This is a genomic window from Mesobacillus jeotgali (assembly GCF_900166585.1).
In the GTDB taxonomy this organism is placed as follows: Bacteria; Bacillota; Bacilli; order Bacillales; family Cytobacillaceae; genus Mesobacillus; species Mesobacillus jeotgali_A.
Genome location: NZ_FVZC01000009.1, coordinates 2,093,324 through 2,114,745, shown reverse-complemented (window position 1 = coordinate 2,114,745; position 21,422 = coordinate 2,093,324). Strand labels below are relative to the sequence as shown.

Below are 21,422 nucleotides of genomic sequence, written 5' to 3'. Positions count from 1 at the left end.
ATATAATTAAATTACCTAAATTTCTTCAGAAAATTAACCCTTTATGATGAGAAAAAGAGCATGCAAACTTACTACCGGCCTACAAAATGGCTCTTATCTCGTTAAAATCGGCTTTGCGTTTTTAACAACCATTTTTTCGAAAACAGCCTTAATTTAAGTCCAGTGTATCGTGAATGTTTTTTAATGTAAAAGGAAAAGATAGGCAATAGTATGCTGTATAGCAGCCAAACTGTGTTGGGAGGAATGCAACTATGAAAGAACCGGTGGATTTGAGCATGTATTCAATCAGGACTGACCTGGCTGTCGAGGCAAGAGAGATGGTGCTGGCAGACAAGGCAGGAACCGTACATACCGAGGAAAATCTCTCTCATATTGAAGGCGTCATCATAAAAGAAAAAGAAGAAAATGATATAAAGATTTCTCTCGTTGAGGTGACTGCCGAGGGAGAGAAGAATCTTGGGAAAAAGCAGGGGCAATATCTGACAATCGAAGTTGTCGGCATCCGCCAGCAGGATACAGAACTCCAGGGCAAAGTGGAAAAGGTATTCGCAAAAGAGTTTGCCCAGTTTTTAAAACAGTCTGGAGTCCAGCAAGATGCATCCTGCCTTGTCGTTGGCCTGGGGAACTGGAATGTGACTCCGGACGCCCTTGGACCTCTAGTTTGTGAAAATTTGCTGGTGACCAAGCATCTGTTCGAACTTCAGCCGGAGTCTGTCGAGGATGGTTACCGCTCAGTTAGTGCTCTATCTCCCGGCGTTATGGGATTAACTGGTATTGAAACATCCGATATTATTTTTGGCGTAGTTGAAAAAACCAAACCTGACTTTGTCATTGCAATCGATGCACTCGCCTCACGCTCCATTGAAAGAGTCAATGCGACGATCCAGATTTCCGATACCGGAATTCACCCTGGTTCTGGCGTAGGGAATAAAAGGAAGGAACTCAGCAAAGAAACCCTTGGGATCCCGGTCATTGCTATTGGGGTGCCAACAGTTGTAGATGCCGTTTCGATTACAAGTGATACGATTGATTTTATCCTGAAGCATTTCGGCAAGGAAATGAGAGAAGGAAACAAGCCTTCGAGATCCCTCGTTCCCGCGGGCATGAGTTTTGGCAAACGAAGAAAGCTTACGGACGAAGATCTGCCGGAAACAGAACACCGCCAAACATTCCTTGGAATGATCGGGACACTTGAGGATGAAGAAAAACGAAAGCTCATATATGAGGTTTTATCTCCATTGGGCCACAACCTGATGGTGACTCCTAAAGAAGTGGATGTTTTCATAGAGGATATGGCGAACCTGATAGCCAGCGGACTGAATTCAGCGCTTCATTCGAATATCGACCAGGATAATACCGGTATGTATACACACTAGGTTTATTTCAAATAAATTACGATACGAATCAAGGTTCTATCTTCTCTAGCAAAGTCATAACATTTACTAGACTTGCATGAGAGAGGTGGAGCAATGAGATTCAATAAACGATCCGGAATAATTGTAGCTGTCCAGGGAACTCAAGTTGTAAAAGCCGCACTAGCATTTGTTTTCTTTCTCATTGGGATTTTTTCCATAAGCGGGGCAATGACGACGCTGAGGCCGGAACTTCGAATTTCCTCAGATTCAGTCAATCAGGCCGCGACCAATCTGAACGGCCAACTCCTTTTCAGCCTAATGGGCTGGGAAAATCATCAATTCCTGCAGGCACTGCCAGAGGAATATGAAGCTCCCAGGCTGACCAATGTAATGTTTAAACTGTCCACGAATATCAATCTGGATGACCCAAGAAGTCTTCTCGGGAGAGAGCTCCCTGGTTTCTCGCTTTTCGATGGTAAAATTCTCGTAGCCGGTGAGGGAACCAATTATACGAACATGCCGATGGAATCTGCCCCGCCGCTGGATGTGTTGAAAGCAGAGCAGGAGGCGGCACTGCAAAACACTGAGGATCTGCCGGGTGCACAGGGGGAAAATGCAGCACCGCCATTATCTACAGGTGACCGCAAAGCTGTGTATATTTATTTTACCCATACAAGGGAATCATATCTTCCGTATCTTAAGGGAGTGACCGACCCGAACCAGGCATATCACTCGCAGGTAAACGTAACAAAAATTGGCGATCAGCTCAAATCAAGCCTTGAACAGCGCGGAATCGGAACGACCGTCGATAAAACGGATGTTATGGCGAATCTTAACAAGAAAGGCCTCGGTTTTGGAAGAGCCTATCAGGAAGCCCGTCCAGTAGTCGAAGCCGCCATGGCTGGAGACAGGAATCTTCAATACTTCATTGATGTCCATAGAGACGGTTATCGGAAAGAGAAAACCACCATTGATATAAACGGGAAATCCTATGCAAAACTGGCATTTGTTATTGGCGGGGAAAACGCTAATTATGAGAAGAATCTTGCGCTTGCACGTGAATTGCACAATCTCCTTGATAAGAAGTATGGCAAGGGACTCAGCAGGGGAGTTATCGAGAAAAAGGGTGCCTCAACAAACGGGAAATTCAATCAGGACCTTTCAGGGAATGCATTATTGATTGAGTTTGGCGGAGTGGATAATACATTCGAGGAATTGAACAGGTCAGCGGATGCACTCGCAGATGTATTTAGCGAATTCTACTGGCAGGCGGAAAAAGTAGGAGCTCCTGCACAACAGCCGCCAGACAAGAAATAAAATTGGTCAGGTGATCGAGATGAAAATGTTCATGCTTAAAAGCATAATGCTTGCTTCTTTAATGTTCATATCCGTATTGTTCGGCATGCAGCAGGCCAACGAAGGAATTCATAAAATGAAAGGCTACGAAGATACAGAATTTAAAAGTGCCTTCACTATGAAAGAAAACGAGAGTGGCAGCTTCGAAACAGCGATTCTTGGCAACGACATATCAAGCCATGACCTCGAACAAAAGCGGAAAAAGCTAGAAGAAATGAAAGCATTCAACCTCTTTTCATCATTGGGGAAAAAGCTGGCAGACGGAATTTCCTCTGTCATGGAAAAGACAGTAGAGTTGATAACAGGGAAGTGAGTAGCAGCGGGCCTGGCGCCCGCTGTTTTTGTTGTGATTAGGGTTTAAATGGTGTCTGGAAAAAAAAGGAATTGCTTGATTAAGGTGCGTTTAGAGAGACGAACAGCACTCTTATAAGGCAGGGAAGCCAGAGATAAGGCCATTTAGGTCAGAACGGCACCCTTATGTGGCAGGGAAGCCAGAGATAAGGGTCCATTTAGAGGAGAACGGCACCCTTATGTGGCAGGGAAGCCAGAGATAAGGGTCCATTTAGAGGAGAACGGCACCCTTATGTGGCAGGGAAGCCAGAGATAAGGGTCCATTTAGAGGAGAACGGCACCCTTATGTGGCAGGGAAGCCAGAGATAAGGGTCCATTTAAAGGAGAACGGCACCCTTATGTGACAGGGAAATTAGAGATAAGGGTCCATTTAGAGGAGAACGGCACCCTTATGTGGCAGGGAAATTAGAGATAAGGGTCTATTTAAAGGAGAACGGCACCCTTATATGGCAGGGAAGTCAAAGATAAAGTTAATTTTAGGTCCCATAGCACTTCGACCAACACTCTTCCTCCATTATTTATTGAATCTTGATATTCCTGCTGATATAATCAACAATAGTGTACATGCGCGAGTATAGTAGGAGTGAACGCAATGAGCAGAGAAGATAGACTGAATAGACAAAGTAAGATACGGAATTTTTCGATCATCGCCCATATCGACCATGGGAAATCCACTTTAGCTGACCGAATCCTTGAAAAGACGAATGCATTGACTGCACGTGAAATGAAGGATCAGCTGCTGGATTCCATGGATCTTGAACGTGAGCGTGGAATCACGATAAAACTGAACTCAGTACAATTGAAGTATAAGGCAAAGGATGGAGAGATTTATACTTTCCATTTGATTGATACTCCGGGACACGTAGACTTCACGTATGAGGTTTCCCGAAGCCTTGCAGCCTGCGAAGGGGCAGTCCTTGTTGTCGACGCTGCACAGGGAATCGAGGCACAGACATTGGCGAACGTATACCTTGCAATCGACAATGACCTGGAAATCGTGCCCGTCATCAATAAAATCGATTTGCCAAGCGCGGATCCTGAGCGCGTGAGAAATGAAATCGAAGAGGTCATCGGCCTTGATGCATCCGAAGCAGTTCTTGCTTCGGCAAAAGCTGGAATCGGAATTGAAGAAATCCTTGAACAAATAGTAGAAAAGGTGCCTGCTCCGCAGGGAGATCCTTCTGCTCCTTTGAAAGCATTGATTTTCGATTCCTTATACGATGCTTACCGCGGAGTTGTTGCCTACATCAGAGTTGTTGATGGCACGGTAAAAGTCGGCGACAAAATCAAAATGATGGCGACGGGTAAAGAATTTGAAGTTACGGAAGTTGGGGTATTCACTCCAAAAGCTACTCCTTCACCAGAGCTTACAGTAGGCGATGTAGGTTTCCTTACCGCGGCAATTAAAAATGTCGGCGATACACGTGTCGGTGATACCATCACCAATGCGAAAAACGGAGCGACTGAGCCGCTTCCGGGTTACCGCCGTTTAAACCCAATGGTATACTGCGGTTTGTATCCGATTGACTCAGCAAAATTCAATGACCTGAGAGAAGCACTGGAAAAACTTGAACTCAATGATTCGGCTCTTCAGTTCGAACCGGAAACATCACAGGCGCTAGGCTTTGGTTTCCGCTGCGGATTCCTTGGACTGCTTCATATGGAAATCATCCAGGAACGCATCGAACGCGAGTTTAAAATCGATTTGATCACAACAGCACCGAGTGTTATCTATGATGTAATCATGACTGATGGAACTGAGATAAAAGTCGACAACCCGTCGAACATGCCAGATCCGCAAAAGATCGACCGTGTTGAAGAGCCTTATGTAAAAGCAACAATGATGGCTCCGAATGACTACGTTGGAGCGATCATGGAGCTTTGCCAGGAAAAACGCGGCATTTTCATCGATATGCAATACATGGATGAAACACGCGTAAGCATCGTATACGAAATCCCGCTGTCAGAAATCGTATATGATTTCTTTGACCAGCTAAAATCAAGCACGAAAGGCTATGCTTCATTCGATTATGAACTAATCGGGTACAAGCCTTCCAAGCTTGTCAAGATGGATATCCTGCTCAATGCTGAAAAAGTTGACGCATTAAGCTTCATTGTTCACAGAGATTTTGCTTATGAACGTGGAAAAGTCATCGTGGATAAGTTGAAAGACCTTATTCCGCGTCAGCAGTTCGAGGTGCCTATCCAGGCAGCAATCGGACAGAAAATTGTTGCCCGTTCAACCATTAAGGCAATGCGCAAGAACGTATTGGCAAAATGTTATGGCGGGGATATATCACGTAAGCGTAAGCTCCTTGAGAAACAGAAAGAAGGTAAGAAGCGCATGAAGCAGGTTGGTTCTGTAGAAGTGCCGCAGGAAGCCTTCATGGCAGTCCTGAAGATGGACGATAACAACACAAAGAAATAAAATAGCAGGGGAGGCTGGATGTGCTTGTTAATGCAAGTGATTCTGGCCTCTTTTTTCAATAAATTAAGGCAGAAAGCCTCATAGGAAGTGAAACAATAATGAAATCAGCATATATCCATATCCCCTTCTGTCATCATATTTGCCATTATTGCGATTTTAATAAAGTCTTTATGAAAGGCCAGCCTGTCGATGATTACCTCCATGCCTTAGGAAAAGAAATGGAACTGACGGTAAAAGGTAATCGGAAAGTCCTCGATACCATATTCGTCGGTGGCGGAACTCCGACCGCATTGGATGAAAGGCAGTTAGGAAAATTGGTAGAGTCTATCCAGGAAAAGCTGAACTTTGACAATGGAACAGAGTATACCTTTGAAGCGAATCCAGGAGACTTATCAAAAGAGAAGCTGGCTATTCTGAAAAATGCAGGAGTTAACCGCCTTAGTTTCGGAGTACAGACTTTTAATGATGAGCTTTTGGAAAAAATCGGCCGCAGCCACCGGTCAAAGGATGTTTTTGAATCAATCGAAAATGCACAAGCAGCAGGCTTCGAAAATATCAGCATTGATCTGATCTACAGTCTTCCCGGCCAGACAAAGCATGATTTCATTGAGTCCATTCAAACCGCCCTTTCGTTGGGGCTCGTTCATTACTCAGGCTATTCACTGATCATTGAACCAAAAACAGTATTTTACAATTTAATGCAAAAAGGAAAGCTGCCTCTCCCCGGCGAGGATGCCGAAGCAGAAATGTATGAAATTCTCATGGACCAAATGGAGAAACATGGTCTTCATCAATATGAAATAAGTAACTTTGCTCTGCCAGGATATGAAAGCAGGCACAATCTAACCTACTGGAACAACGAAGAATATTACGGTTTTGGTGCTGGAGCCCATGGTTATGTCAATGGAATGAGACAGTCGAACTATGGTCCTCTCAAAAAGTATATGGAGCCCATTTCAAATGGCGAACTACCGATTATGGATGCGCATAAAGTTACACTTGGTGAACAGATGGAAGAAGAAATGTTTTTGGGGCTCAGGAAAGCGAAAGGTGTCGATGTTCGACATTTTGAAGAAAAGTTCGGTACCAGTCCAATAAACATATTCGCCGGGCAAATTGAGGATGGTATCTCAAAAGGTCTGTTAAAAACCGATAATGGCCATATCAACTTAACAAGGCAGGGGCGTATGCTTGGCAATGAAGTTTTTCAATCATTCATTGGGGTATCAAATCATTGACATCTTAAGTGATTATTGATAAATTATTTTTAGAATTAGCACTCGTTCTTATAGAGTGCTAACAGAGGTGATGATGTTGTTAACAGATCGTCAAGTGCTAATTTTGCAGGTGATTGTTGATGACTTTATTCGTTCAGCTCAACCGATAGGTTCTAGGAGCTTGTCGAAAAAAGAAGAAATTAACTTCAGTTCGGCGACGATCCGGAATGAAATGGCCGACCTCGAGGATATGGGTTTTATTGAGAAAACCCACACATCTTCTGGCAGAATTCCTTCTGAAAAGGGTTACCGATTTTATGTTGATAACCTTTTGCTGCCGCAAAAAGTCAATCGAACCGATATGGCTGCAATAAAATCAATTTTTGCTGAACGGATTTACGAGCTTGAAAAAATCGTACAGAAATCAGCGAAAATTTTATCTGAAATGACGAATTATACTTCGATTGTTTTAGGGCCGGCTGTAAAGGACAACAGGCTGAAAAAGCTTCAGATCGTCCCGTTGAATAAGGATACGGCTATCGCTATAATCGTAACCGATACAGGGCATGTGGAAAACAGGATGTTCCATTTCCCGACGAGTGTAGATCCATCTGACGTTGAAAAAATGGTGAATATCCTGAACGAGCGATTGGCAGGTGTACCGCTTACCAATTTGAATTCCAATATCTACAAGGAAATTGCCATGCTGCTGCGTCAGCATATTAACAGTTATGACACTTTCCTGAATACGATTATGGAAACATTGAACTTGCCAGCACATGAAAAGGTGTTTTTTGGCGGCAAGACGAATATACTCAGCCAGCCAGAGTTCAATGATGTTGAAAAAATACGCAATCTGATGAATATGATCGAACATGAAGATGGCTTATATCATCTGATAAGGCGGAATTCAGCCGGAATCAATGTCAAAATTGGTACTGAAAATGATAACACTGCAATGGAAAATTGCAGTCTGATTACTGCCACCTATTCCATGGGTGAAGAAAAGCTGGGATCTATCGCAGTTTTAGGTCCCACCCGCATGGAATACTCGAGAGTCATCAGCTTGCTGCAATTAATTAGTACAGATTTGTCAAAGGTGCTGACACAGCTGTATCAAAATAAATAAGCATGGAAATATTGATTAGGGGTGGAACAGCCTGTTCCATCCTGAATCGTCATGTGTGTTTTCTACTGAAGCGTGCAAGCTTCGTTGAAATAATAACAATCCAGGTGCTTTCCTGGGAAATGCGGCTGATTTTTGCCGCCATACTTTAAGGGAGGTGAGTTAACGTGACAGAAGAGAGAAACACTGAGCAAGAATTTAACAGCAAGACGGAAGAAGGAACGGTTGAAGAGGTTTTTGCCGAAAACGAAGCTTCTGAGCAAACTGAAGAGATTCCATCCCAAGAGGAAGAGCAGCAAAATCCAATGGAGCAGAAAATCGCAGAATTGGAGGGCAAGCTTGAGGAAGCCGACAACCGTTACTTACGCCTTCAGGCTGATTTTGACAACTTCCGCCGCCGTTCAAGAATCGAACTTGAAGCGAGCGCTAAATATAGAGCCCAAAGCATTATTACAGACCTGCTTCCGGCCATCGATAACTTCGAGCGTGCTTTGAAAATGGATGTAGATAATGAACAGGCTAAATCCCTTAAGCAGGGTGTGGAAATGGTCTACCGCAGCTTACTTGATGCCTTGAAAAATGAAGGAGTCGAAGTGATTGAAGCTGTAGGCAAGGAATTTGACCCGCATCTTCACCAGGCAGTGATGCAGGCTGAAGATGAAAATTACGGACCTAACATTGTTGTTGAAGAATTCCAAAAGGGCTATATGCTGAAGGACCGCATCATTCGTCCAGCGATGGTAAAAGTGAACCAATAACAGTGGTTAAAGGGCTTTTTTCGAGGAGACTTCTGAATAAAAATATATAATCGTAAAGACCTATGTGCAGATTGAAAGCACAAAGTTTACGAAAAGAGCCTACATAAATGAGCCAGGAGGTAATTGAATATGAGTAAAATTATCGGTATTGACTTAGGAACAACTAACTCTTGTGTTGCCGTACTAGAAGGCGGCGAACCAAAGGTAATCCCAAACCCGGAAGGTAACAGAACAACTCCTTCTGTCATTGCGTTCAAAAATGGCGAGCGTCAGGTTGGTGAGGTGGCTAAGCGCCAGGCAATCACAAACCCTAACACAATCATTTCTATTAAACGCCATATGGGCACAGACCATAAAGTTGAAGTTGAAGGCAAAGATTACTCACCGCAGGAATTATCAGCGGTTATTCTTCAATACTTGAAGTCTTATGCTGAGGACTACCTTGGAGAGCCTGTTACAAAAGCAGTTATTACTGTTCCGGCTTATTTCAATGATGCAGAACGCCAGGCAACTAAGGATGCGGGAAGAATCGCAGGCCTTGAAGTTGAGCGTATCATCAATGAGCCAACAGCTGCAGCACTGGCTTACGGTCTTGATAAAATGGATGAAGATCAGACAATCCTTGTTTATGACCTTGGCGGCGGTACTTTCGATGTTTCCATCCTTGAGCTTGGAGATGGCGTGTTCGAAGTAAAAGCTACTGCAGGTGACAACCGTCTTGGCGGTGACGACTTTGACCAGGTAATCATCGACTATTTGGTAGAGCAATTCAAAAAAGAAAATGGCATTGACCTTTCTAAAGATAAAATGGCTCTTCAGCGTTTGAAGGATGCTGCTGAGAAAGCGAAGAAGGACCTTTCTGGTGTAACTTCTACACAGATTTCCCTTCCATTCATCACTGCTGGGGAAGCTGGACCGCTTCACCTTGAAGTGAACATGACTCGCGCTAAATTTGAAGAGCTTTCTGCAGATTTGGTTGAACGTACAATGGGTCCAACTCGCCAGGCTCTAAAAGATGCCGGCTTGAGCCCGTCACAACTTGATAAAGTAATCCTTGTCGGCGGATCTACACGTATCCCGGCTGTACAGGAAGCAATCAAAAAAGAAACTGGAAAAGATCCTCACAGAGGTGTAAACCCTGATGAAGTTGTCGCAATGGGTGCTGCCATCCAGGGCGGCGTAATTTCTGGTGATGTCAAGGACGTAGTTCTTCTTGATGTTACTCCGCTTTCGCTTGGAATTGAAACTATGGGCGGCGTATTCACGAAGCTGATTGACCGTAACACAACAATCCCTACTTCAAAATCACAGGTATTCTCAACAGCTGCAGACAATCAGACTGCTGTTGATATCCACGTACTCCAGGGTGAACGTTCAATGGCTTCTGCCAACAAGACACTTGGCCGCTTCCAGTTGACTGATATCCCGCCAGCACCACGCGGAATACCTCAAATCGAAGTTACATTTGATATCGACAAGAATGGTATCGTTAATGTACGTGCGAAGGACCTTGGCACAAACAAAGAACAGCAGATCACTATTAAATCTTCTACAGGACTTTCAGATGAAGAAATCGACCGCATGGTAAGAGAGGCGGAAGAAAACGCAGAAGCTGATAAGAAACTGAAAGAAGAAGTAGAACTTCGCAATGAAGCTGATCAGTTGGTCTTCACTACTGAAAAAACTCTGAAGGACCTTGAAGGCAAGGTAGATGAAGAGGAAGTCAAGAAAGCAAACGAAGCAAAAGACGAACTGAAGGCTGCAATCGAAAAGAATGAAATTGAAGAAATTCGCACTAAAAAGGATGCTCTTCAGGAAATCGTTACTAACCTTAGCGTCAAGCTTTATGAAGAAGCTGCCAAGCAGCAGGCTCAGCAGGGCGCAGAGGGCCAAGAAGGAACGAAGAAAGACGACAATGTCGTTGATGCAGAATTTGAAGAAGTAAATGACGATAAATAATAAACTTTCATAGCAACTAAAAAGTCAAAGTCAGGTATTACTTGGCTTTGGCTTTTTTAATGTGATAGAACACTATTTGTAAAATAGATATAAATTACCGCATAACAGATGTTTTAAATATTGCGTATGAATATACGGGAATGTTAAAATTACCTTTATGTGAAAAGATTCGGGAGTGGTAATCATGAGTAAACGGGATTACTATGAAGTCCTTGGGGTCAGTAAATCGGCTACCAAGGATGAATTAAAGAAAGCCTATCGCAAGCTTTCTAAACAATTCCATCCGGACATCAACAAAGAGCCGGGAGCAGATGAAAAGTTCAAGGAAGTAAAAGAAGCCTATGAGGTATTGAGTGACGACCAGAAGCGGGCTCATTATGACCAGTTTGGCCACGTGGATCCGAACCAGGGCTTTGGCGGCGGAGCAGATTTCGGCGGCGGGTTTGGCGGTTTTGAAGATATTTTCAATTCCTTCTTCGGCGGCAGGGGAGGCAGACGCCGTGATCCAAACGCACCAAGACAGGGTGCCGACCTTCAGTACACCATGACCTTAAAGTTTGAGGAAGCTGTTTTCGGCAAGGAAGCAGATATCGAGATTCCTCGTGAAGAAACATGTGACACTTGTGATGGATCTGGCGCAAAGCCTGGCACTAAAGTGGAAACATGTAAACATTGTCATGGAAGCGGTCAGATCAGTGTAGAACAAAATACTCCTTTTGGACGTATTGTAAACCGCCGTGTATGTCATCACTGTAATGGATCTGGTAAGGAAATCAAAGAAAGATGTACAACATGTTCCGGAACCGGGAAGGTTACAAGAAGAAACAAGATTCATGTGAAAATTCCAGCGGGTGTAGACGATGGACAACAGTTGAGAGTAGCTGGAAAAGGGGAAGCTGGAATTAACGGCGGACCTCCAGGTGATCTTTATATTGTTTTCCACATCAGGACGCATGAGTTTTTCGAGCGTGATGGCGATGACATCTATTGTGAAATGCCAATCACATTTGTTCAGGCTGCCCTTGGAGATGAAGTTGAAGTCCCTACACTTCACGGGAAGGTAAAGCTGAAGGTGCCTGCGGGAACACAGACAGGAACCAAATTCCGCCTGAAGGGCAAGGGGGTTCCAAATGTACGCGGCTACGGTACAGGAGACCAGCATGTCCTTGTCCGAATCGTGACTCCGACCAAGCTGTCTGAAAAACAAAAGCAGCTGCTGCGTGAGTTTGCGGAAGTAAGCGGACAATCCCCTCTTGGAGAGCAGGAGGAAAGCTTTTTTTCAAAAGTGAAACGTGCCATAAAAGGTGATTAATCGAATGGAGTTGGTATAAATGAAATGGTCCGAAATCAGCATTTTAACTACGAATGAAGCGGTTGAGCCGATTTCAAATATCCTGCATGAAGCAGGCGCGAGCGGGGTTGTTATAGAAGATCCGCTTGAGCTTGAGAAGGAAAGAGAGGACCAGTTCGGGGAAATATACCAGCTTAATCCTGACGATTATCCGGAAGAGGGCGTTATCGTAAAGGCGTATCTCCCTGTTAACAGCTTTTTGGGAGAAACGGTGGATGAAATTAAAGAAGCAATCAATAATCTGATCATCTACAATATCGATATTGGATTGAATAAAGTTTCAATCAGCGAAGTGAATGAAGAAGAATGGGCCACTGCCTGGAAGAAATACTATAACCCTGTTAAGATTTCTGAGAAATTCACGATTGTCCCAACCTGGGAGGAATACACTCCGGTCAACACCGATGAATTGATCATCGAGCTTGATCCCGGCATGGCTTTTGGAACTGGAACACATCCTACTACCGTGATGTGTATCCAGGCGCTTGAAAGGACTGTCCAGCCAGGTGACCGGGTCGTTGATGTCGGAACAGGTTCTGGTGTCCTAAGTATTGCTGCGGCCAAGCTTGGTGCAGAAAAAGTGGAAGCGATGGACCTGGATGATGTTGCTGTCCAGGTCGCAAAGCTCAATATAAAGCTGAATAAGGTCCAGCATGCAGCGACCGTTTCACAAAATAACCTGCTTGATGGTGTAGCAGAAGGGGCCGACATTGTTGTCGCAAATATCCTCGCGGAGGTCATCCTTCGTTTTGCTGACGATGCAGGCCGTATCGTGAAAAATGGCGGTTACTTCATTACATCTGGAATTATCCAGCAGAAGAAAGAAGTCGTCAAGGAAGCAATGATGGACGCCGGTTTCGAGATAGAAGAGATTATCACTATGGAAGATTGGGTTGCAATCATCGGGAAAAAGAAATAATGTAGGAAAAAGGGGACAGCTTCACCCCTTTTTTCTGTCTTTTTATAACAGCTCTTTTCGAAAGCAGGTGCTGTGATGCAGCGTTATTTTATTGAAGAACAGGTAAATCCGGAACAATTCAATATTACCGGAGATGATTATCATCACATTGCGCGTGTCATGAGGATGAGCGCAGGGGATGAAATCTTTTGTGTCACTCCCACGGGAAAAAGTGCAATTTGCCAGATTGCAGAAATTACCGATGAAATGGTTGTGGCAAACGTTGTAAAATGGGAAGAAGGGAACAAGGAGCTGCCCGTCCATGTTGTCATTGCGAGCGGTCTGCCCAAAGGGGATAAGCTTGAATTGATTATCCAAAAAGGCACTGAATTGGGTGCTTATGAATTTGTCCCCTTTACCGCATCCCGCTCAATCGTTAAATGGGACAGCAAGAAATCTGCCAAAAAGGTAGAACGATGGCAGAAGATTTCCAAGGAAGCAGCGGAACAATCGCATCGGAATCTCATTCCGTCAGTTCAAGAGCCGGTCAGTTTAAAACAATTGATCACTTCGGCAAAAGACTATACTTATAAGCTTATTGCTTATGAAGAAGAGGCAAGGGCAGGAGAGGCATCCATGCTGTCTGCGACTCTTTCAAAAATGGAAGCAGGTGAAAGCCTCCTGCTTGTTTTTGGGCCTGAAGGTGGTTTGACTTCAGAGGAAGTCACCCTTTTATGTAATAATGGATTTTTGGCTTGTGGTCTTGGACCACGAATATTACGTACTGAAACAGCACCCCTTTATGCATTGTCTGCTATTTCCTATCATTTTGAACTTTTGAGGTGAAGATCATGCCTGCAGTTGCTTTTCATACATTAGGTTGCAAAGTTAACCACTACGAAACAGAAGCCATCTGGCAATTATTCAAAGAACAAGGTTACGAAAGAGTGGATTTTGAATCTACCTCTGACGTCTACGTTATTAATACCTGTACAGTAACGAATACTGGGGACAAAAAGAGCCGCCAGGTCATCCGCCGTGCTGTCCGCAAAAACCCGGACGCTGTTATCTGTGTAACTGGCTGTTACGCTCAGACATCACCTGCAGAAATCATGGCGATCCCTGGTGTGGACATTGTTGTCGGCACACAGGATCGCGTGAAAATGCTAGAGTATATTGAACAGTACAAGCAAGAACGACAGCCTATCAACGCCGTCGGCAACATCATGAAGAACCGTGTATATGAAGAGCTTGACGTCCCTGCCTTCACGGACCGCACAAGAGCCTCATTGAAAATTCAGGAAGGCTGCAACAATTTCTGTACATTCTGTATCATTCCATGGGCACGAGGTCTGATGAGATCACGCGATCCTCAGGAGGTCATCCGCCAGGCTCAGCAGCTTGTTGACGCCGGATACAAGGAAATTGTCCTTACTGGGATCCACACAGGCGGTTATGGCGAGGACATGAAGGATTACAACCTTGCTGCACTGCTAAGGGATTTAGAGGCGCAGGTGAAAGGCATCAAGCGTCTTCGCATATCTTCTATCGAAGCAAGTCAGATCACAGACGAGGTGATCGAGGTAATTGATAAGTCGAATATCATCGTCCGTCATCTGCACATCCCTCTTCAATCGGGTTCGGATACAGTTCTGAAGAGAATGCGCCGGAAGTACACAATGGAATTTTTCGGGGAGCGCCTTGACCGCCTGAAAGAAGTATTGCCTGGACTTGCAGTTACATCTGATATCATCGTTGGTTTCCCTGGAGAAACAGAAGAAGAGTTTATGGAAACATACAACTTTATAAAAGAGCACAAGTTCTCTGAGCTCCACGTCTTTCCTTATTCAAAACGTACAGGCACGCCTGCTGCAAGAATGGAAGATCAGGTGGATGAAGAAATCAAAAACCAACGCGTTCACCGCTTGATTGAGCTTTCAGACCAGCTTGCAAAGGAATATGCTTCACAGTTCGAAAATGAAGTGTTGGAAGTAATTCCTGAAGAAGTCTACAAGGAAGCACCAGACAGCGGACTTTATGTAGGGTACACAGACAACTACTTAAAGGTTGTATTCCCTGCGAATGAAGAGATGGTCGGCAAAATCGTCAAGGTGAAAATTGCAAAAGCAGGATATCCTTACAACGAAGGCCAATTCGTCAGAGTGTTAGAAGATGAAACAACCTTAGCTGAAGAAGCAGTTATTTAAATGGATTAAAAAGAGCTGGCAAATTGCCAGCTCTTTTTTCGTCAACAGACATTCATATAAAAATTCATCCCACCATTTTACATAAAATGACTGGCATTATATATCAGCTTATCGATGATATTTTAAAATATCAGCAGATTTTTAAAAATATCTAACACATTTCGAGATATATCGATCACATTTTCAAAAATATCGATCACATTTTGAAATATATCATTGGATTTTTAAATATATCGCCCATATCTTTAAATAGCGGAGTTTTCAAAAGCATCTTTGACACCTCTTGATATATCCGGCGAATCCTGGAAATATCCATCACATAACCGGTTTTAAAGCATATCCTTCCCGTGTATCACCTCAATCAGTCTTCCGAATTTCTCAGCTACCGGAAGGACGAGGAGCGATGCTATTAAATTATAAGCGACGCTTACATGGGCCAATTGGACTTCCGGCCTTGAAGCGGTTAGTGGTGCAAGGGCCGATATCTCTTCAATAAAGGGATAAAACAAAGCCGCACCAACGATATTAAGCCATACATGAGCAAAAGCAGTCAGTCTCGCCTCTTTCCCGGCACCAATGGAAGCCAGCAAGGCGGTGATGCAAGTGCCGATATTTGCCCCAAGCATGGCTGCTACTGCCGAATCCATGGTTAAAGTACCTTCTGACAGGAATCCCATGACAATGCCAGTCATTGCAGTACTCGATTGAATCAATGCAGTTACAATCGTCCCTGTAAATAGGCTTGCCAAATTACTGTTGTTCAAATGGACAAGAGCATGCTCGATCATAGGAAGGCTCGTTACTGGGTCTGCGAGAAAAGTGAAACCCCTCATGGCTGCAAAAACTGCGGCAATTCCAAAAGAAACCGCGCCGATATTCTTCCAGGTCGAGTTTCGCAGAACCATAAAAATTGCCCCCGCCACAGCAAAAGGCACGATGAATGCGTCAATATTGAAGGTTATTATTTCAAGGGTAAAGGTTGTCCCGATATTTGATCCAAGGATAATGCCAATTGATTGTGAGAACTTTAGAAGGCCAGCAGAAATCAGGCCGATCGTGATTACCATGACTGCTGAACTGCTATGGAGCAATGCCGTGACTACCATTCCGGCAACCAGCCCTTTTAATGGTGTATCGGTCATAACAGAAAGCCAGTTTTTCATTCTGCTCGCTGAAAGTTCGAATAAGCCTCTCCGGAGCAAAGTCATGCCTCCGATAAACACACCGAGGAATAAGATAAATAATAGCAAATAGACCATCAGCTATCCTCCTTTCATTTAAATGTATGAAAAGCAAAGAGGGACATGCATAAAAGTTCCATTTTATCAGTTGCCCGAGACAAATATACATTATTTAAAACAAGGGCTAATTACAGTTGACCTCATGCCGGTGTTATATTATAATTGCAAGGTACATGGTTTCCCATGTGTTTTGGTGTTAGTGTGTTGTGCTCGGAGGGAGGGAAAGAGAATGTCTAAAACTGTCGTTCGTAAAAACGAATCGCTTGAAGATGCTCTTCGACGCTTCAAACGTACTGTATCTAAATCAGGTACTATCCAAGAAGCTAGAAAGCGCGAATTCTACGAAAAACCTAGTGTAAAGCGTAAGAAAAAGTCTGAAGCTGCTAGAAAACGCAAGTTCTAAGAGAGGGTGGAATCAAATTGAGCCTGCTCGAGCGTTTAAATGATGATATGAAACAAGCGATGAAGAACAAAGAAAAGGACAGACTCACAACAATTCGGATGGTCAAAGCATCCCTGCAAAACGAAGCAATCAAGTTCGGCAAGCAGGAATTATCCGAAGATGAAGAGTTAACTGTACTTTCTCGTGAAGTGAAACAACGCAAAGATTCCCTCCAGGAATTTGAAAAAGCTGGTCGCCAAGACCTCGTTGAAAAGATACAAACAGAATTAAAGCATGTCGAAGTTTACATGCCACAGCAGCTTAGCGAAGAAGAAGTGACGGAAATAGTCAAAGAAGCTATCGCGGAGACCGGTGCGGCATCGAAAGCCGATATGGGAAGAGTAATGGCTGTCCTTATGCCTAAAGTAAAAGGCAAAGCAGACGGATCTCTCGTTAATAAACTTGTACAACAACACCTTTCATAAAAAGCTCGAAGGCCGCAGGTAACTCTTGCGGCCTTTTTAGCGCATACTAACTGATGTGACAGCATGATGCTTTGCGTTTTAATGGTTTATACATAGACTCAGTAAAGCCGATACAGCCATATGCATATTCTTCTATAAGCCCAAAATGAAGCTTGCAACCTTAAAAAGGGCACATAGAAACATTCTAAAAGCCCAAACTGCAGCTTGCAACCTTAAAAAGGTCACATAGAAACATTCTATGAGCCCAAACTGAAGCAGGCCTCTAAAAAAGGTCACATAGAAATATTCTAAGAGCCCAACCTGAAGCAAGAGCCTTAAAAAAGTCACATAGAAATATTCTAAGAGCCCAAACTGAAGCAGGCCCCTAAAAAGGGTCACATAGAAATATTCTAAGAGCCCAACCTGAAGCAAGAGCCTTAAAAAAGTCACATAGAAATATTCTAAGAGCCCAACCTGAAGCAGGAGCCTTAAAAAGGTCACATAGAAATATTCTAAGAGCCCAAACTGAAGCAAGAGCCTTAAAAAAGTCACATAGAAATATTCTATGAGCCCAACCTGAAGCAGGAGCCTTAAAAAGGTCACATAGAAATATTCTATGAGCCCAAAATGAAGCAGGAGCCTTAAAAAGGGCACATAGAAACATTCTATGAGCCCAAAATGAAACAGGAGCCCCAAAAAAGGGCACATAGCTTACTTACAAGGCATCGCCAGCACAAGTTCATTATTAATCCAGCATATTTACATTCATAATTGCCCAATTCAAATCGATTGTACTTATTTTAATGATCTGTAAAAAAGATTGAAACTTTTTAGTGTGCATATGCGTATTACCACTATGGCCTTATTTTTATGAATGGAGGTGCCGAATTGAATATCAAGTCAGTGATTGCCAGCATCATTATCCTCTTATCCCTGGCAAGTCTGATTAATCCGTTCACTGCAGATGCGGATCAAAAAGTCGTTTATGTGGTCCCGATTAAAGAAACGGTCGAAAAGGGTATGCTTGCCTTCTTGGAAAGAGCGGTGGAAGAAGCGGAAGAGGCTGGTGCAGAAGCAATCATTTTTGATGTTAATACTCCCGGGGGAGCTGTCGATGCGGCTGGCGGCATTGGTAAACTGCTCACGGGCACCGACTTGAAAACCGTGGCTTTCGTCAATAAGCAGGCATTATCCGCTGGAGCATACATTTCCCTGAACACGGATGAGATTTATATGGTTCCTGGCTCCACGATGGGATCTGCTGCGATTATTGACCAGGAGGGCAATACGGCTGGAAAGAAAGCGGAATCTTATTGGTTTGCAGCCATGAAAGCAGCAGCCGTTGAAAGTGGCAGGGACCCGATATACGCCCAGGCGATGGCGGATGAAAGCATTGATCTGCCTGAACTGGGAGCGGGAAAGGGGAGGCTTCTTACCTTAACAGCCGAGCAGGCACTTGAGGTGGGTTATTCAGAAGGAACTGTAAAAAACCTTAATGAATTATTGCAAAAACTGGGCTATGTGGATGCTGAAATCCGGAATGTGGATGAAACTTTCGCGGAAAAACTGGCGAGATTCATAACTAATCCTGTTGTCGTTCCGATTTTGATGACCATTGGAAGCCTGGGTTTGATTCTTGAACTTTACTCGCCTGGATTCGGTTTACCCGGAATTGCCGGTTTATCAGCATTGCTATTATTCTTTTATGGACATATGGTTGCCGGGCTGGCCGGTTACGAGACGCTAATCCTGTTCGCTCTAGGAATCGGGTTAATCCTGCTTGAGTTGTTTATTGCAGGGGGAATAGCTGGAGTCATTGGTTTGCTGGCAATTGTCGCGAGCTTTTTTATGGCATCCGATAATGTGGTCCACATGGGGATCTCTTTACTGATTGCCTTGACAGCGTCTATCGTTTTATCTATTTTGATGATAAGGGTGTTTGGAAAAAAGATGAAATTTTTCAAGAGAATCATACTCACCGATTCAACAAGCACTGAAAAGGGTTATGTGTCGAATAAAAATCGCCTGGAACTGATTGGAGTAGAAGGAATGACGGTGACGCCTCTCCGGCCTTCAGGCACGATCATCGTGGAAGATGAACGCATTGATGTTGTCAGCGACGGTGGATTTGTTCCAAAAGGCAGAAAAGTAAGGGTTATTAAAACAGAAGGCTCAAGAATTGTGGTAAGAGAGATAGAAGTAATCTAATTTGTTTTCTTTCGTTGTATTGTTGCTAACTCTGCAATGGAAAGTCATAACAAGTAGAGATAAACCAGAGGCAATGATTCATATCAATAGATCAACCGCCTGGGGAATATAATTTTAGGAGGCAGTCCAAATGGAAGCAGGAACAGCGTTTATTTTAATTGCAGTTGCACTTGGGATCATTTTCCTTGGTGTTTTGCTGACATTCGTTCCAGTAATGCTGTGGATTTCAGCATTAGCGGCGGGTGTAAGGGTCAGCATTTTCACGTTGATTGGAATGAGATTGAGAAGGGTAATTCCAAGCAGGGTTATCAATCCGATGATTAAGGCGCATAAAGCAGGTTTGAATGTGACGACAAATCAGCTGGAAAGCCACTACCTTGCTGGAGGTAATGTCGATAGGGTTGTTAACGCCCTGATTGCTGCACATCGTGCGAATATTGAACTTTCATTCGAAAGAGCTGCTGCGATTGACCTTGCAGGTCGTGATGTATTGGAAGCGGTACAAATGAGTGTTAACCCTAAGGTAATTGAAACTCCATTCATTGCTGGGGTAGCCATGGATGGGATTGAAGTGAAGGCAAAGGCAAGAATCACTGTTAGGGCGAATATCGACAGACTTGTCGGAGGTGCCGGTGAAGAGACGATTGTTGCTCGTGTAGGTGAAGGTATTGTTTCAACAATCGGTTCTTCCGATAATCATAAAAAAGTGCTGGAAAATCCGGATATGATCTCACAAACAGTCCTTTCGAAGGGACTGGATGCGGGAACAGCTTTTGAAATTCTATCGATTGATATTGCGGACGTTGATATCGGCAAGAACATCGGTGCTGAGCTGCAGACTGAGCAGGCTGAAGCAGATAAGAAAATCGCCCAGGCGAAAGCCGAAGAGCGTCGCGCCATGGCAGTAGCACAGGAACAGGAAATGAAGGCACGCGTCGAAGAAATGAGAGCGAAAGTAGTCGAAGCAGAAGCTACTGTTCCACTGGCTATGGCAGAAGCGCTTCGTGAAGGCAATATCGGTGTGATGGACTATATGAACATCCAGAATATTGAAGCTGACACAGGTATGAGAGGCTCCATTGGCAAGCTTTCAAACAGTAAAAAAGATGACAAAAATAATAACTGATGCGAGAACCCGATAAAAGAAAGGGGGGCTCCTCATGGAATTTTTATTTGATATTCTGACTAATCCTATAGCCCTGTTCATTCTCATCGGTGCGATATCCAGTTTGTTCAATCAAAAGAAGAGAGATGGGAATCATCCTCAGCGCCGTCCGGTAAGGCCATCTGGTCCGTTCCAGCCGCCTGGTCCTCCACCTGTGAGAAGACAGCCTGCAGAAGCTAGAATTGAACCCCAGCGTCCTGAGATGGAAAAAGACCAGGATTACGATCCAGGGCTGGATGCGCGCAGAGAAGAAGGGCAAGGCCGTGGTACTGGCAAGAAAACACCGGTGAAATCAGGTGTTGAAACCATTACCGACCTTCAAAAGAAGTATCAGGAAAGAAAGCGGCAATCTGATGAGCCAGGGAAAAAGCAGAACACAGGCAGGATGTCATCAGGTGAATCTTCAGGCCGGCTTAAGCAAAAGAGAGAGCAGGTTACATCAGATGTCGTGTTCCAGCCTGACAGGGACACCCTGGTAGAGGGGCTGATTTGGGCTGAGGTCCTTGGCAAGCCCCGCGCCAAAAAGCCTTTCAACCAGGCAAGGAGATTGTAAGTAAAGAGAATTGCATACTCACGAAGGTTTGAAAGAATGGTTAGATAAAGTTAAAAATGGTGCTAGAACCTCCTTTTTTCTCATACATATGAGATGAAAGGGGGTTCTTTTTTTTATGGCAAAAAAATGGGGCCAGTATGTACGCAAATGGATGACACAAAAAATGGATCTTCCTCAAGATGTCATGATGGATCTCCCTAGAATCACGATGATTGGGCAAGTCCATATTTATATAGAAAACCACCGGGGTCTGCTTGCTTTTTCGGATGGTGAAGTAAGGCTGATGATTAAAGGCGGGCAGCTTCTGGTCAAGGGCAAGGCGTTCGTGATTAAGACAATATTGCCTGAAGAGATATTACTTGAAGGGAAAATAGATCAGGTTCTGTATATCAATGATTGAGTT

Annotated in this window: 19 protein-coding genes; 18 read left to right on the top strand and 1 reads right to left on the bottom strand. The window is 44.0% G+C overall.

From position 1 onward, the window contains the following. Positions 1 to 251 precede the first annotated feature (251 nt). The 12 genes from gpr (at position 252) to mtaB (ending at position 15,006) form a co-directional block, all read left to right on the top strand. A complete protein-coding gene (gpr, locus tag B5X77_RS20765; RefSeq protein ID WP_079509813.1) occupies positions 252 to 1,376 on the top strand; it encodes a GPR endopeptidase in 1,125 nt (374 codons plus the stop codon). Positions 1,377 to 1,469: 93 nt separating this feature from the next. Beyond that, positions 1,470 to 2,672 carry a stage II sporulation protein P gene (gene spoIIP / locus B5X77_RS20760; RefSeq protein WP_079509812.1) on the top strand — a complete coding sequence of 401 codons (1,203 nt, stop codon included), beginning with the start codon at positions 1,470 to 1,472 and terminating at the stop codon, positions 2,670 to 2,672. A 19-nt stretch (positions 2,673 to 2,691) separates the two neighbouring features. Then, on the top strand, positions 2,692 to 3,024 hold the full coding sequence (locus B5X77_RS20755; RefSeq protein WP_079509811.1) for a YqxA family protein: 333 nt from the start codon (positions 2,692 to 2,694) through the stop codon (positions 3,022 to 3,024). Between the two features lie 630 nt (positions 3,025 to 3,654). Beyond that, positions 3,655 to 5,490, top strand: a complete 1,836-nt coding sequence (lepA, locus tag B5X77_RS20750) for a translation elongation factor 4 (RefSeq protein ID WP_079509810.1) — start codon at positions 3,655 to 3,657, stop codon at positions 5,488 to 5,490. Between the two features lie 95 nt (positions 5,491 to 5,585). Continuing rightward, complete coding sequence (hemW, locus tag B5X77_RS20745; protein WP_079509809.1) at positions 5,586 to 6,728, top strand: radical SAM family heme chaperone HemW; 1,143 nt, start codon at positions 5,586 to 5,588, stop codon at positions 6,726 to 6,728. Between the two features lie 76 nt (positions 6,729 to 6,804). After that, the gene (gene hrcA, locus B5X77_RS20740; RefSeq protein WP_079509808.1) at positions 6,805 to 7,836 is read left to right on the top strand and encodes a heat-inducible transcriptional repressor HrcA; all 1,032 of its coding nucleotides are present in this window, start codon (positions 6,805 to 6,807) and stop codon (positions 7,834 to 7,836) included. A gap of 164 nt (positions 7,837 to 8,000) precedes the next feature. Then, complete coding sequence (gene grpE, locus B5X77_RS20735) at positions 8,001 to 8,591, top strand: nucleotide exchange factor GrpE (protein WP_079509807.1); 591 nt, start codon at positions 8,001 to 8,003, stop codon at positions 8,589 to 8,591. A gap of 129 nt (positions 8,592 to 8,720) precedes the next feature. Beyond that, the gene (gene dnaK / locus B5X77_RS20730; RefSeq protein ID WP_079509806.1) at positions 8,721 to 10,550 is read left to right on the top strand and encodes a molecular chaperone DnaK; all 1,830 of its coding nucleotides are present in this window, start codon (positions 8,721 to 8,723) and stop codon (positions 10,548 to 10,550) included. 184 nt (positions 10,551 to 10,734) lie between these two features. Further along, on the top strand, positions 10,735 to 11,862 hold the full coding sequence (dnaJ, locus tag B5X77_RS20725; RefSeq protein ID WP_079509805.1) for a molecular chaperone DnaJ: 1,128 nt from the start codon (positions 10,735 to 10,737) through the stop codon (positions 11,860 to 11,862). A 19-nt stretch (positions 11,863 to 11,881) separates the two neighbouring features. Continuing rightward, positions 11,882 to 12,820 carry a 50S ribosomal protein L11 methyltransferase gene (prmA, locus tag B5X77_RS20720; RefSeq protein WP_079509804.1) on the top strand — a complete coding sequence of 313 codons (939 nt, stop codon included), beginning with the start codon at positions 11,882 to 11,884 and terminating at the stop codon, positions 12,818 to 12,820. 75 nt (positions 12,821 to 12,895) lie between these two features. Next, on the top strand, positions 12,896 to 13,645 hold the full coding sequence (locus B5X77_RS20715) for a 16S rRNA (uracil(1498)-N(3))-methyltransferase (RefSeq protein WP_079509803.1): 750 nt from the start codon (positions 12,896 to 12,898) through the stop codon (positions 13,643 to 13,645). Between the two features lie 5 nt (positions 13,646 to 13,650). Next, on the top strand, positions 13,651 to 15,006 hold the full coding sequence (gene mtaB, locus B5X77_RS20710) for a tRNA (N(6)-L-threonylcarbamoyladenosine(37)-C(2))-methylthiotransferase MtaB (RefSeq protein ID WP_079509802.1): 1,356 nt from the start codon (positions 13,651 to 13,653) through the stop codon (positions 15,004 to 15,006). A gap of 329 nt (positions 15,007 to 15,335) precedes the next feature. Here mtaB and B5X77_RS20705 read toward each other — a convergent pair whose 3' ends face one another. After that, positions 15,336 to 16,265 (bottom strand): Na/Pi symporter, encoded by a 930-nt coding sequence (locus tag B5X77_RS20705; protein ID WP_079509801.1) that lies wholly within the window; start codon positions 16,263 to 16,265, stop codon positions 15,336 to 15,338. Between the two features lie 211 nt (positions 16,266 to 16,476). On the opposite strand from B5X77_RS20705, the gene rpsU reads away from it, so the two are divergent. From rpsU to yqfC, 6 genes are all read left to right on the top strand, one after another. Then, positions 16,477 to 16,650 carry a 30S ribosomal protein S21 gene (gene rpsU, locus B5X77_RS20700; RefSeq protein ID WP_015595024.1) on the top strand — a complete coding sequence of 58 codons (174 nt, stop codon included), beginning with the start codon at positions 16,477 to 16,479 and terminating at the stop codon, positions 16,648 to 16,650. Positions 16,651 to 16,667: 17 nt separating this feature from the next. After that, on the top strand, positions 16,668 to 17,114 hold the full coding sequence (locus B5X77_RS20695) for a GatB/YqeY domain-containing protein (protein ID WP_079509800.1): 447 nt from the start codon (positions 16,668 to 16,670) through the stop codon (positions 17,112 to 17,114). Between the two features lie 873 nt (positions 17,115 to 17,987). Beyond that, entirely contained in the window at positions 17,988 to 19,301 is a 1,314-nt protein-coding gene (locus B5X77_RS20685) for an NfeD family protein (protein WP_373887829.1), read from the top strand. Positions 19,302 to 19,431: 130 nt separating this feature from the next. Then, a complete protein-coding gene (gene floA / locus B5X77_RS20680; protein ID WP_079509797.1) occupies positions 19,432 to 20,427 on the top strand; it encodes a flotillin-like protein FloA in 996 nt (331 codons plus the stop codon). A 34-nt stretch (positions 20,428 to 20,461) separates the two neighbouring features. Further along, complete coding sequence (locus B5X77_RS20675; protein WP_079509796.1) at positions 20,462 to 21,019, top strand: hypothetical protein; 558 nt, start codon at positions 20,462 to 20,464, stop codon at positions 21,017 to 21,019. Between the two features lie 115 nt (positions 21,020 to 21,134). After that, positions 21,135 to 21,419: a sporulation protein YqfC gene (gene yqfC / locus B5X77_RS20670; RefSeq protein ID WP_079509795.1), complete on the top strand. Its 285-nt coding sequence runs from the start codon at positions 21,135 to 21,137 to the stop codon at positions 21,417 to 21,419. Positions 21,420 to 21,422 lie beyond the last annotated feature (3 nt).